Origin of the sequence: Bacillus sp. AY18-3 (assembly GCF_008042305.1) — a bacterium.
Lineage (GTDB): Bacteria > Bacillota > Bacilli > Bacillales > Bacillaceae_G > Bacillus_A > Bacillus_A wiedmannii.
Window position 1 is genome coordinate 87,513 of record NZ_QKQR01000014.1, and the last position, 13,277, is coordinate 100,789.

General features: G+C 29.4%; 11 protein-coding genes and 2 pseudogenes. 10 read left to right on the plus strand and 3 right to left on the minus strand.

Annotation, left to right across the window (positions count from 1 at the left end; all coding sequences use genetic code 11):
* Positions 1-130: 130 nt before the first annotated feature.
* The 7 genes and pseudogenes from DM800_RS14185 to DM800_RS14220 all read left to right on the plus strand — a co-directional run bounded on the left by DM800_RS14185 (position 131) and on the right by DM800_RS14220 (position 6,130).
* Positions 131-247 carry a zinc-ribbon domain-containing protein gene (locus DM800_RS14185; RefSeq protein WP_071743609.1) on the plus strand — a complete coding sequence of 39 codons (117 nt, stop codon included), beginning with the start codon at positions 131-133 and terminating at the stop codon, positions 245-247.
* A 435-nt stretch (positions 248-682) separates the two neighbouring features.
* A pseudogene (locus DM800_RS29635) lies at positions 683-859 on the plus strand (helix-turn-helix domain-containing protein); the annotation flags it as partial.
* Positions 860-1,244: 385 nt separating this feature from the next.
* Positions 1,245-1,472 carry a methyltransferase gene (locus tag DM800_RS14200; protein WP_088083931.1) on the plus strand — a complete coding sequence of 76 codons (228 nt, stop codon included), beginning with the start codon at positions 1,245-1,247 and terminating at the stop codon, positions 1,470-1,472.
* A 142-nt stretch (positions 1,473-1,614) separates the two neighbouring features.
* Positions 1,615-1,889, plus strand: a pseudogene (locus DM800_RS14205) (IS4 family transposase); the annotation flags it as partial.
* A gap of 796 nt (positions 1,890-2,685) precedes the next feature.
* Positions 2,686-3,063, plus strand: a complete 378-nt coding sequence (locus DM800_RS14210) for an NUDIX domain-containing protein (RefSeq protein ID WP_147787074.1) — start codon at positions 2,686-2,688, stop codon at positions 3,061-3,063.
* Between the two features lie 410 nt (positions 3,064-3,473).
* Complete coding sequence (locus DM800_RS14215; protein ID WP_255446992.1) at positions 3,474-4,325, plus strand: S1 family peptidase; 852 nt, start codon at positions 3,474-3,476, stop codon at positions 4,323-4,325.
* Positions 4,326-5,251: 926 nt separating this feature from the next.
* A complete protein-coding gene (locus DM800_RS14220) occupies positions 5,252-6,130 on the plus strand; it encodes a LysR family transcriptional regulator (protein WP_179955682.1) in 879 nt (292 codons plus the stop codon).
* 146 nt (positions 6,131-6,276) lie between these two features.
* On the opposite strand, the gene DM800_RS14225 is transcribed toward DM800_RS14220, so the two are convergent.
* Together DM800_RS14225 and DM800_RS14230 are read right to left on the minus strand one after the other, a co-directional pair.
* Positions 6,277-6,483: a tautomerase family protein gene (locus DM800_RS14225; protein ID WP_097814315.1), complete on the minus strand. Its 207-nt coding sequence runs from the start codon at positions 6,481-6,483 to the stop codon at positions 6,277-6,279.
* Between the two features lie 36 nt (positions 6,484-6,519).
* The gene (locus tag DM800_RS14230) at positions 6,520-7,497 is read right to left on the minus strand and encodes an iron-containing redox enzyme family protein (RefSeq protein WP_147787077.1); all 978 of its coding nucleotides are present in this window, start codon (positions 7,495-7,497) and stop codon (positions 6,520-6,522) included.
* A 218-nt stretch (positions 7,498-7,715) separates the two neighbouring features.
* Between DM800_RS14230 and DM800_RS14235 the strand changes: the two genes are divergently transcribed.
* Together DM800_RS14235 and racE are read left to right on the plus strand one after the other, a co-directional pair.
* Complete coding sequence (locus DM800_RS14235) at positions 7,716-8,273, plus strand: nitroreductase family protein (protein WP_147787078.1); 558 nt, start codon at positions 7,716-7,718, stop codon at positions 8,271-8,273.
* Positions 8,274-8,363: 90 nt separating this feature from the next.
* Complete coding sequence (gene racE / locus DM800_RS14240) at positions 8,364-9,194, plus strand: glutamate racemase (RefSeq protein WP_147787079.1); 831 nt, start codon at positions 8,364-8,366, stop codon at positions 9,192-9,194.
* Between the two features lie 1,854 nt (positions 9,195-11,048).
* Here racE and DM800_RS14250 read toward each other — a convergent pair.
* Positions 11,049-11,597 (minus strand): GNAT family N-acetyltransferase, encoded by a 549-nt coding sequence (locus tag DM800_RS14250; RefSeq protein ID WP_147787081.1) that lies wholly within the window; start codon positions 11,595-11,597, stop codon positions 11,049-11,051.
* Between the two features lie 319 nt (positions 11,598-11,916).
* Here DM800_RS14250 and DM800_RS14255 point away from each other — a divergent pair, with 319 nt between their 5' ends.
* Entirely contained in the window at positions 11,917-13,119 is a 1,203-nt protein-coding gene (locus DM800_RS14255) for a macrolide family glycosyltransferase (protein ID WP_147787082.1), read from the plus strand.
* Positions 13,120-13,277 lie beyond the last annotated feature (158 nt).

The following is a 13,277-nucleotide window of genomic DNA, read 5'->3' on the forward strand; positions in this document are numbered from 1 at the left end:
ATTTCATGTCTAAACGTAAAATTTTCTTTTCGGGGTAGGTGACCCCATATAGATATATCAAATAGCTATAATGTGTAAATAAATTATATGATTTATACCCCTAGCATATAAAAAGAGGAGGTAACACTTTATGGAAAACAGCTTAGCAATAAGAAAGCCTAAACTATCTAAACAATGGCATGAAACTAAAAATGGGAAATTAACTCCTTTTGATGTTACATATAGTTCCGATAAAAAGGAATTGTGAGAAAGGGCATGAATGAGAAACATCCCCCAACCGACATAAAGGAAGTGGCTGTCCTTATTGTTCAAGGAAAAATAAGTTAAGAAAATAATATGGTTTAGACACGAATTTATCCTTTTTCTGTACGCTGTATCACAATATATGTACCTGAAACAGATAATTACAGAACTCAGTAATAAATCAACTAATTAACCAATTCCAAGTATATAAGCATTTCTTAAAAAGAAATTTTTATTACGCACATAATCTATTTAGGTTATGTGCTTTTTTGTCGAAATTAACAGAAATAATTTTCAGAAATATTATTGATTAATCACGAAAACTTGATAGTATAGAAATACAGAAAATCACGTTTTCGTGATTGGAGAGGGGGAATATAATGACCGATAAGAAGAATTCTGTAGAAAAAGTTTTTTAAACTCCCCACTTTTCAATGTTTTTACAGCAAGTGAAGCCGAACAGAAGTGGGGATTGGAAAAAGGTACCGTGAGATCGTCTTGTGTACGCGGTAAATTAAAAAATTATGTAGAATTAGGGTTAGTCAAGAAGTCAGGAAATACATGGCTTCTGACTAAAGGGGTTATGACTGAAGTATACGGATTTCAAAAGAATTAGGGATCTATAAACCACAAGAAATACCCATTAAAAATAGACATAAAAAAGCCCCCACCACCGCCAAGTAAGTAAGGGCTTTTCCAGATACATTATAAAAGAAAGGCTGATTTTAGATTACAATTAGCTACCTAAAAACTCATCACAGCAAGAATATTTTATCATATTTAACTAAAAAAGAAAATTATTATAAAAACCAATTTAAATAAGCGATATAATGTCACTTGTAAATGGTTTATAGATAATTGTATTACCTCACAAATTTGCTTCTTCGGTACATTTGAAATATCTATTTTTATGGTTGTAGCTACATATATAATCTCTGGAATATATTTTGGGTTTTAATTCTAATATCTTTCAACCTATATAATTGAGGAGGAACTATTTGATGAATAAAAAATCTGTAAATGTAAAAATTGGGGATTCTGTACAATTCCATTATCGTCATGATTCTTCAGTAACACTAATTGGTTCGGTAGTTAATGTATTAACTAATACCATTGTTGTGGATGTCTCAGATTCTTCAAATAAGATCCCTGGAGTAGAAAATCGGCAACTAGTAAAGTTGGGTCAGTTTAAAAAAATTTGTAAACAAGATTTGTTCTTAGCGCAATAATTTTCCCTTATAACTAATTCCTTTCAAAAATACAATTTATCTACATCTAACATATGTCAATACGATTGTAGAAGATTTAAAATGCATATTTTAAAGTTGGATTTCTTTGCCCATCCCTTCGAGGAGATGGGCAAAAACCCCTTCTTCGACAATGTTTAAGATGAGAGAACTCCTGTTACGTAAGAAACAGAAAGAGCTAAGTGAATATAAAACGATGTACATAATTAAAGATTATTTTTCAATTTTTCACTAAGCATTACACAAAAACACCCAAGAGCTATCAAAGTTTCTCCTTCGTCTGCTTAACCTCCTACAGCGCAACGAACGAAAATCTCTCATCGATACGAGAAAAAGACAGTCTTTGATATTTTAGGTGTTGTGTATGAGTATATCACTTCTACTCATCAGGTAGCATAGTAAAAAAATTCAAACCCGTCAGGGTTTATTTGATATGCCTACTTTTATAACATCTATAAACAATAATAAAATACTACGTGAAAAGACCGTGTTTTGTATAAAAATATACCTTAAGTTGATAGAGGTGGGGTTCTATCTCTAATGGAGCGGATAGATAAACGGATTATGAAGGAGGAACAAAAATGACAAACAAAGTTGAAGTGGCGCAGGCTTTATTAGAAAGAATCAATGAATTAACTAAGGGTTGTAACGACATAGAAACAGCGTTGGTAAAAGTATATCACTCTAGCTAAATAAAAATGAGCCTTGAGTGTGAAGCTCAAGGCTCATTTTTTAAGGGTAAGGTCGAATTGGCGACCTTACAAACTAATAATACCACAAATTTACATATAAGGCAAATTATAAATTATTTGAACATTCAGTAAATAAAAAAACTAAAGTGGCAGGTGCCCCCACTAATGCAACTGTTCCTGGATATTCCGATGCGTGAAAGCATCAGAAAGGGTGAGCACAATGCATCCGCTAGCTAAAACTAGCATCAAAAAAAGCCCGTACAGAAGCACAGGCCGGTTGTAACACAACGGTAATTACATTTTAACAGGATAGTTAGAAATTATCAAAACCAAATAAAAAACCGCATTACCCCTAAGACGGTTTGGTTATTAAAAATGAAAAAACGCCCAGTTGGGAGACGGGGCGTTTTTTGAAAAGTCGAAAGATTATGAGCTGTTATTATATCATATCGACTTTTCCTAGTAAAGGGAAGAATGTGGAAATGAAAGGAGGTGTAGTTCTAATGTATTGCAAGGGTGGAGTGCTATATCCAGTAGCGTTAACAGACGAACAAAAAAAGATGTTACAAATGTCATCAATGTTATTTCAAGTATTAAAAGTGGGTTTTGATAAACCGCAAGGACAAGCTAGAGGATATACAAATACTTTTTTACCAGGCGGTCATATTGAATTTGGAGAGAGTGCAAAAGATGCATTGATAAGAGAGATTCAAGAAGAATTAGACATTAAATGCACAGTAAATAATTTTCTTGGATTAGTTGAACACAAATGGGAGAAAAATGGAGAATTACATTGCGAGGTAAATCAAGTATTTGAGGTTAATAGTCATGAGTTACAAAAAAATTTAAAGTCTAGCGAATCACACCTTAAGTTTTTCTGATGTGATGGAAAACATTTGGATGATAGGGGCACCATATCATTTCGAGAAAATTGTACGCTAAGGAATTTATAAAGGTCATAGATACTTAATAAACGTTTATAAATGTTTTGCAACATGTTTATAAACGTGATAAACCTGGATTTGATAACGATTAAAGTTACGTCCTTAAAAGTATACCTTTATAAACGGGGCGCTTTTTTATTTTTCGAAGAAATATATCATTTGAACATTTCGAAAAGTTTTTATATTGAAGCCCATAATCATTTCTATATCTTTGTTGAGCGGATGGGAAAAGAATGAAAAATTACAAAGTATATCAAGTTTATTATTAAAATAGTCAAAAGTTTAGCTAATTTATGTCCTATCTATATATAATTAGAGGAAAGTATATATAAAGGATGGGGAAAATCTTGGATGTTTTGGATCAATTAGCGAAAGTCACTGTGAAAATTTCTTGTGATAATGGTACATCTGGTACAGGATTCTTTTTTAATTTTAATTTTAACGAAAAAACAGTTCATACAATTATTACTAATAGGCATGTGTTGGAAGGGGTCAATTCAATAAAAATAGTTTTTTCAACAAATGACTATTTTTCCGCTATGGATCGAAATGTTTCTAAGTTCACAGTTAATTATAGTGACATTCAACAAAATCTTATATATCACAGCGATCCAGATATTGATTTATGTGCATTAATTATCACTACAATAATAAAACATAAGATTGAAAATGAATTGCACTTTGAGATAAGTCATCTCGGGATGGAACACATACCTACTGACGAAGAATTGGAAGGATTAAGATTTGTAGAAGAGCTTACCATGGTTGGTTATCCAAATGGTATATCTGATGAGAAGAATAACTTGCCAATCTTTAGAAGGGGAACGACAGCGACACATCCAGGTGTTGATTTTAATGGGAAATTAGAATGTGTAATAGATATGACTGTTACACCAGGATCAAGCGGTTCACCAGTTTTTATCTATAATTCTGATGGTTATAAACAACGGAATGGTAATATTATTTTTGGGAATGAAAGGTTAATCTTTTTGGGAATAAATAAGGCTGTATTCACTCTTGGCACTTTAGGAGAAATCATTGAAATACCTTCGCCAACTAAACTTATGGCACATTCAAATATCGGGATAAATTTAGGTATAATTGTAAAATCGAAGGCTATTTATGATTTAGAAGAACAAATCAAATCCAGGGTTACTTACTACTCAGAATTAGAGAGAATGGATGAAATAAGTAATTGAAATCAAAAGTAGATAGAAGCAGAATAGTACGTATAGAAATGAAAAAGCATCCATTTGGATGCTTTCATCAAAAAATCCCCTGTTAAAGGGGATTTTTTATTGATTAGAAATAAATTTCTATGTAATTTTCTCCAAGAGGCGTAATATAAACAATTCCCTTAAGAATATTAATATTCTCAATTTTTACTGGAACATCTCCAACGGCTAAGTTAATTAGTTCTAACATTTTTTTCTTAATATCGCGATAAGGAGCCCGAGATATTTTTTATAGAGTCCAGAAGACATTGAAATCAAACCTAATCTAGATACATTTGAAATAGATGTTGCGTTTAAGTGAATATTTATAGAATCTGGATTTTATAAAAACGTGCCTATCAACTTATGAATTCAGAATTACTCCAAAACGAAAAAATGAGTTTCTTTATTACAAGTTAAAACAAAATTTTGTTCTGGGGATACTATAAAGTATTAGCTTGATAGCGATGGAATGCTACCCCTTATTCACAAAGCAGTTAACTTTTTATATTTTAAATAAATAAAACTTCGATATGAATTAAAAAGGGGCTTTTTTGAATTTCAATGGTTTATGTAAATAATCGTAATCAAAGTAGTATAATTCATATTTTGATTTTCGTTTGCAATACTTACATTTTATAGATTTATTCGTTTTTTTTATATGTGGTGCTAAATCAAGATCATGAATTCCCATTAAAATATGTTCTTCACAGGCAAACAATGAAATCTCCTCTTTTCAATGAATAGTTGTGATATACATATATTATATAAGTTTAAAATTATGAAATTCCAATATCAAAATATCATACGCTATATAATATTTTGATATTGAACTGAACGCTCTGATTACATATACTTACATGTGTTGAATTTTTATACAAATGTATATATGTATGTTATGGGGGATATTTATGGAATTTTATCAATTAGAATATTTTCAAGTAATAGCAGAAGAAAGGAGTTTTTCTAAAGCATCTGAAGTGCTACACATATCTCAGCCTGCCTTAAGTAGACAAATTAAGGCATTAGAAGAGGAACTTAAACAGCAACTGTTTATTAGAAATGGGAAAAAATTAAATTTGACAAAGCATGGGCAAAAATTATTTATTGAATCGCAAAGCATAATCAGTAATGTTAATTCATTAAAAATGAGATTCATGTTTAATATTAATGAACAAGATCACATCAAAATTTGCACCACTCCAACAATTAGTGAATGTTTCTTACCTGAATTCACCAAATGTATAGTAAATATCTTTCCTAAAATTAAAATTAAATTTGACATTCGGAATACATATGATGAGGTAATTAATGAGATTGCAAGTAAGAATTGTGAATTAGCAATAGTACCCGACTTTCAAAACATGGATACAGTTGAATTTTTCCCACTCTTACATGAGAAGTTTGTGTTAGTTAGCTCCTATAAATTAGCTAACGATAATCAAGAAATAGTAGTTAAAGATTTAAAAGATGAGCCTTTTATTTTGACTAAATATCCCTGTGTATTACGAAAACAAATTGATAACAGGTGTAAAAAAGAAGGATTCTATCCATATACAGTATCAGAAGTTGAGGATATTCATTTAATTCCTTGTGAGATTGCTGCAGGAACAGGTATTAGTATTTTACCAGGATTGTTTGTACATAATAACGCTGCATTTAAAAATCTATATACATATGAATTGGACCGAGGATTTGGAAGGAATTTCTTTCTAGCATGGAATACATCTAACGAATTATCTATACATACTCAACAAATAATAAATTTATTATCTAAAAATAAAATGTAATTTTAAAATAAAAAAAGAAAAAGAAACATATTTGTTTCTTTTTCTTTGAAAGTTATAATCATTTGCGAGTTTCTACATACATATTATTAAATATCTTAATCATTCAAAATTATTTTATTCGAATTAAAATTACACTGGTCATTTAATTATTTTAAAGTTTCTGATTCCCTATCCGAAACTAAAATACCTGAGCTTCCCCAATTCTCAGGGTTTATTTCATTAATCACAATCATCGTCCTATCCGGACTTTTCCCCAAAACTTCTTGCAATATATGTGTAAAACCATAAACTATCTCAGCCTTTTGTTGCTTTGTGATATTATTCTTAGTTAAAGATATATTTACGAAAGGCATAACAATATTAATCCCCTTATTATCTAACAAATAAAATTATTTGTTTTTATTAATTTCATTCCATAATCCATCATAAAACACAACACGTGCATCAAGAATACTTTTTGCCCCGTTTAATACTGCAATACAGTCATCTTTAGTTTCAATGATTTCTTGTAAAGACTCAAACCATTGTTCACCGTGTACTACATCAATTTCTACATGCGTATCAAAGAATTCAAGAGCACTGCTATCTAAACCAATTTGTCTAAAACCATTAGCAATTTTAGATTGTTGTAAAGGTACAGCAGTTTCTAAAGCTCCCATAGCCCCTAATCCATAAAGGTAATTAGAAAATGCTGTTAATGAAACCATGTTATTTAGAGTAGCGATAGACTCTGGTAAAAACGCAAAATGGTTAGGTACTTCTAATGCCGCTAACAGTTTTTTAAATATAGTTGGATGAGCTTTTTTAATATCCCCTTGTCCTAACTCATCATTTAAATTTTCATACATTGTACCTCTAAATTCTAAAGGTGAGAAGTAGCTTAAGATAGCGATATGAAGATGGAAAAATTCGTTAATTACTCTGTAATTCCCAATAAATAATCTAGCTTCTTCTTTTGTCATTTTTCCCGAATTAATATAGTCCAAAAATGGATGAGTGTTTGCAGGGTGTTCCTTAACCAATTTTAATAGGTATTCTAAGAATGCTTTTTTTTCAGTTACAGGTGGTACTACTGTTTCAGTAGCTTCTTTTTCTACATTCATAATAGTGCCTCGCACTAGGTAGCTTGCTACATTCTCATTTTTTGTAGGATCAAATCCTTTTTCAAACATGTTCATATTGAGCTTAAATAATACTTTTTGAATCGTATTCCATGCCTCTTTGTCTTTATTTAGAAAAGCTTTTTTAGATAAATCCTTAATGTATGGTAGCGTATTTTCTAAGACATTTGTTAATTCAATTTGCTTTTCATCTTGTAAAAAATCAAAATGTAATACTTTGCTTGTTTCAATTGTACTTAAACTCATTTTTATTAACCCCTTTTTGTATGTGTTTTTTGTTCGGGTTAATGTTACCAAGAAAATTAATTGAAATCGAAGACCAAAAAGTTATACAAAGTATAATAAATTTTCATACATAATTTTTCCAAATTAATCTTTCTATTTCAATAACCAGCTTATAAAATGTATTAATATTACATAACTAATTTGTAATATTGTTCTATTCTTAAAAGGGGGAACTATATATGAGTATAATTAATACAATGAAAAATCGAAGAACTATAGGTTTAATGGAGGAAAAAGAAGTACCTTTCGAATTGATTAATCAAATGTTGGATGCTGCTACATGGGCTCCTAATCATAAGAGAACCGAACCCTGGAAATTCCGAGTAATAACGGGTAATGCACGAGTTAAGTTAGGTGAAGAAATAAGTAATATAATGTCTAAAAAATTATTGGATATTGTAAATCGTGAAAAAGAACTAAAAAAGCTTAAAGATAAACCATTAACAGCACCGGTTATTATAGCGGTTGCTGTAAGTCCATCTGGAAAAGTCCCTGTAATAGAAGAAATAGCTGCTGTTTCATGTGCTACACAAAATATGTTACTTGTAGCTGAAGAAAATAACCTAGCAACTATTTGGAGAACTGGAAAAGCTGTTTTTCAAACAGAATTAAATAACTTTCTTTCTTTAGAAAAAGACGATTTCTTATTAGGACTAATATACGTGGGTTATCCCAAGAAAAAAATCGGCAAAGGAATGCGAACAAATTTTCAAGAAAAGACGATTTGGATTAAATAATAAGAGATATTTAAGTCCCATCCTTGATGTTTATCTATATATTTTCTTATAATAATTATGTTTGGAATACTTAAATTTTAACGAAAGAAGATGGGATTAGTGAATTCTGTTAGACATGAAAAAGCAATAGGTGTATTAGATTCTGGAGTTGGAGGATTAACTGTAGCAAAGGAAATAATGCGACAGTTACCAAAAGAATCTATATATTATTTTGGTGATACTAAACGATGCCCTTATGGATCTAGGACAACTGATGAAGTATATAAGTTTACATTAGAAATGATAACTTTCTTGAAACAATTTCCATTAAAAGCTATAGTAATAGCATGTAATACTGCCACATCGGTGGTTTTACCACATATTCAGCATGAAATTGATATACCAATTATAGGAGTAATAAATGCTGGAGCTAGGGCAGCAATAAAAAATACCCAAAATAATAATATAGGAATCATAGGAACTAATGTAACTATCAATTCTAATGCTTATAAACATAAAATGTGTGAGTTAAATCCTAATATAAATGTTTTAAGTTTAGCATGTCCTACATTAGCACCATTAGTAGAGAAGGAACTAAATAATAAGAAGCTATTAAAAACAGAAGTTAGAAATGCATTACAACCATTACTAAATACAAATATTGATACTTTAGTTTTAGGATGTACACATTATCCTCACCTTACTGAATATATACAAGAAATACTTGAAGATACTGTTTCAGTTATAAGTTCTTCTGAAGAAACAGCGAGAGAATTAAGTGCTATTCTTGAACACAACAATTTATTATCCTTAGGAACTAGCAAAAAAGATAATTTTTATGTGACGGGATCTGTTGAAGATTTTAATGAAATTGCAGAAAAATGGTTGCAAAAAAAAATAGATGCACATTTTGTTAATTTAGAAAGTACCATATCTATTTAAGTCATTATTTCAAAAAAATTTAGTTTTTGAGAAGAACTAAAACAATTCAAAGAATAATCCATCGCATTCGTAAATAAATGAAATAATAGTTAGCATATTAATTTTAGGGGCAATCGTAATAAGATACACAATTAATCGGATGGAAAAAAGTACCTATTAAATTAGGTGCTTTTTTTCTTTGTTATATAAATTTTATATAGTAAAAGCCTAATTTAACAAAGCGGACGATTGTTCTTATATTGATTATTAGCTAAAATATTTTAAACAAACGTTTGTTTAACTTTCCCATATCTGATTTGTTTATCACATAAATAAAAAAGATAAGAATACCCCATTTACATATATTCAAGAATTATAGTTAGTTATAACGTAAAATTTAGTTTCTTATAGTTAATTAATCCTGAATATCATTATACGTTTTTCTGTAAGAATGCACCATCCTTCTCTATTTACCTATGTATACATTTTCACTAATTTATTATGATATCAATGTTGATTTAAAACGGTTTATATAAAATCAATAAATGGGATATTTAAAGGAAGGGCGGACCTTTATATATTAATTCACATAATTTTCAAACATTAAAACTCTGGATGTTATTATTTGTTATATAATGGAATCAAGCCGTAATCAATATGGTTTCCCCGTTATGAATAATGAGATAATTTATGTGTCCCGTGTATTCGCTTTAAAGCAAAAAGAACTTGTAGTGATTTCTACAAGTTCTTTTTGTTTTTCTTATTTCATTAGAAAAAGGCCTTTAAATATAGCAGAAATAATAATGAAGTGTTTATTTCTCGTTTGCTAACTAAAATGTTGTATTTTTGAATTTTAATAAGTTTGATTAATAAAAACATTTAGACTATAGAATGAATCATTAGACTGTTAGAAAAATAAGCAAAAAGGGAAGAACCACCAATATTCTTCGCCTTTTGCCTGTAATTAGGGTTTCTATATTATTGAATATAGAAGATTATAAAATGTTGGATGCAACAGTTTACTCTTGAAATTATAGCAAGAGTAACAGGTGTTTTTTTATGCAATATTGCATGAAAAAATCATTGTTTATCAAAGATACTGTCTAACGATAGACAGTATTATATATTTTGTGTGTTTAGTTTTAAGTAAGGTTTGATTTTAAATCAAATTCCCCTTGTAATATGAACGGAAAAACTCTATATAGGATGTATTTTTCTTTATTCTAAAAAACTATATAACAACTTGAAACTAGAATATTATTAATTTCTGAGTGTAAATAAATTAAACTTTAATTTTTAAACAAACGTTTGGTTAATTCTATATAAACAATTTATAAGGATAAATTGAATTTAAAAAAGTTTCTTTATAGTGGAATAAAGGCTGCAAAATCAAAAAGGTGAATTTTATCAATACGAGTTTTTGCTTTTATATATTAAAATAGAAGTACCCTTTCAATGTATGCTGAACCCCTTCACAAATCGTGGAGGGATTTTTCGTTTAATAAATGAATTTTACAAAATATACAAAAATATTTTACTCATGAAATCCACTGATATCAGTGGATTTTTATTTGGATATTTAACGACTTGTTTTGCAATTTATAAAATGATGTAAATTTAGTTTTACTTTTTACAGATGAATCTTCCTAAAAAGTGATCAGTGTTTATAAAGGCACACTCTTTGGTTCGCTTTTTATTATTACGTGTTCAAAGATATAGAGAGCATTTGATATACCTATAAAAGTGTACCTTTATAAACAGTTATGAGTTTTAGGTTAGTAACTAGAAACGAAATCAATTTTCTATTGACTTACAATTTAAATTTTATTAAGGAATAAAAAGAGCCTATACTTCACTGAAGTATAGGGGGAGAGACTACAAGCAATCAGTTATTAATTTTGAATAGATACTTAAATCGATGAATTTTCCATTTGATTTTTCACATTTTCTTAGAGTTCCTTCTAATGTGAATTTTAATTTTTTTAAAACGCTTATGGAATTTAGATTTTCAGGTTCAACTTTTGCTTCAATTCGGTTTAGTTTTAAATCAATAAATGCATAATCTATTAAAGCGGAGATTGCTTCAGGTGCATATCCTTTGCCCCAAAATGCTTTTGAAATATCATAGCCGATCTCAGTTTTAGAGTTTTCAAAATCTAAGAAATTATAACCACATGAGCCAATGATTTGATTAGATTTTGCTTCGATAATAGTAAATCGGATTGCTTTATTGTTTTGAGCCAGCTCATTTAGAAATTTAATCATATCTTTTGCCTGATCCTCATTAGTGAAATTAATAATATTCATGAATTTCGTAACATCTGGATCAGACCATATTTTAAATAAGCTTAATGAATCAGATTCTTCTGTTTTTCTTAAATATAATCTTTGTGTGTATAGTTTAATCAATACTTTTACCTCCATTATATTGTTGATGGGTAGATGAAAAATATTGATATCTGTGCATAATTCAGCCCTTTCTACTCTTAGTTATTTTTTATTATACATGAGATAAATAGAGGGGGGAATTATGTGGTTTTTTATATCAACTTTGTTTCTTAATTGTTTATTCCATTTAATAGCACGCGTGATTTTATTAAAATGAGAGGAGAAAAACTCTTGAATAGAAAGGATATTTAGTAAAAATTTATTCAAAGAGAAAATCTTTACTTCAAATATCGGTACATGATTGATATTAGTAATAATGAAATAGCTATTTAAACTTTAGGGGAGGAACAATAATATGGCAAAAGTTCTAATGTTTAATTTTCCAGGAGAAGGACATATTAATCCGACAATTGCACTTGTTGAAGAACTAATAAAAAGAGGCGAGGAAGTTATTTATTATTGCGTAGAAGAGTATAGAAGTAAAATAGAGAATACAGGAGCTTTGTTTCGACCATATGAAAATTTCATATCACAAATAGACATGGTAAAAAGAATGAATGGGCAAATAAATCCTCAAGAACTATTATTACACATGGTGAAATCCATGGATAAAATAATAGGGATAATTTTAGAAGAAGTAAAAGAAGAAGAATACGATTATGTTATATATGATAATAATTTCGCTGTTGGATGGATTATAGCTGAAGTACTACAAATACCTAAAATTTCTTCATGTACAACATTTTCCATTACTAAAAAAATAGCATCTGCTCTTATGAAGGATCATGAAGAAGAGAATAAAAAATCTCCTTTATATCAGAAAGTTATGCGTATTTTTAAAAAATGGGAAGATATTTATGGAATTACTCTTAGTGAAAAACAAAATTTGATGACATGCCCAGGGGATATTACAATTGTATATACATCAAAATTATACCAACCAAATGTCGAAGAATTTGATGATTCTTATATATTTGTTGGGCCCTCTATTGCACAGCGTAAAGATGTAGATTCTTTTTCCTTAGAACAGGAAAAGGGAAACAAGCTGATTTTTATTTCTATGGGAACAGTATTTAACCAGCAACCCGATTTTTATCACACATGTTTTGAAGCATTTCGAAATAGCTCGGTTACTGTCATATTAGCTGTAGGGAAGCAAAATGATATTAGCCAATTAAATAATATTCCTTCTAATTTTAAGCTATATAATTACGTTCCTCAATTAGACATTCTACAACATACTGATCTATTTATTACACATGGGGGAATGAATAGTTCCAGTGAAAGCTTATATTTTGGTGTTCCTATGCTAGTTATTCCAGTTATGGGAGATCAGCCTATAATTGCTCAAAGAATAGAAGAATTAGAAGCCGGAGTCCAGTTAAATCTTAAATTGCTTACTCCGGAGATATTACGTAATACAGCGATGCATGTGTTATCAAATGATATTTATACAAAAAATAGCCATAGAATTGGAGAATCTTTAAAAAATGCTGGAGGATATAACAAGGCAGTCGATGAAATTGAAACCTTTAAATTAAAAATAGGTATTAAATAAAGCAATACTATTGTGGCTGAAGAATTTGGGGAGCATGTGATGATTGGTATGAAAATCTATCTAATAACCTATCAGTTTTATACCGCTTATCGTTATTCAGTTAGTTGTTTATATCTTGTTTTTACTGTAATCATTTTAAGCATTTTAATTTTTGGGAT

What these genes read in the sequence shown, in the direction of transcription:
- DM800_RS14185 (WP_071743609.1), top strand. Translation starts at nt 131, where the DNA reads ATGGAAAACAGCTTAGCAATAAGAAAGCCTAAACTATCTAAACAATGG.
- DM800_RS14200 (WP_088083931.1), top strand. Translation starts at nt 1,245, where the DNA reads ATGAATAAAAAATCTGTAAATGTAAAAATTGGGGATTCTGTACAATTC.
- DM800_RS14210 (WP_147787074.1), top strand. Translation starts at nt 2,686, where the DNA reads ATGTATTGCAAGGGTGGAGTGCTATATCCAGTAGCGTTAACAGACGAA.
- DM800_RS14220 (WP_179955682.1), top strand. Translation starts at nt 5,252, where the DNA reads ATGGAATTTTATCAATTAGAATATTTTCAAGTAATAGCAGAAGAAAGG.
- DM800_RS14225 (WP_097814315.1), bottom strand. Translation starts at nt 6,483, where the DNA reads ATGCCTTTCGTAAATATATCTTTAACTAAGAATAATATCACAAAGCAA.
- DM800_RS14230 (WP_147787077.1), bottom strand. Translation starts at nt 7,497, where the DNA reads ATGAGTTTAAGTACAATTGAAACAAGCAAAGTATTACATTTTGATTTT.
- DM800_RS14235 (WP_147787078.1), top strand. Translation starts at nt 7,716, where the DNA reads ATGAGTATAATTAATACAATGAAAAATCGAAGAACTATAGGTTTAATG.
- racE (WP_147787079.1), top strand. Translation starts at nt 8,364, where the DNA reads ATGGGATTAGTGAATTCTGTTAGACATGAAAAAGCAATAGGTGTATTA.
- DM800_RS14250 (WP_147787081.1), bottom strand. Translation starts at nt 11,597, where the DNA reads ATGGAGGTAAAAGTATTGATTAAACTATACACACAAAGATTATATTTA.
- DM800_RS14255 (WP_147787082.1), top strand. Translation starts at nt 11,917, where the DNA reads ATGGCAAAAGTTCTAATGTTTAATTTTCCAGGAGAAGGACATATTAAT.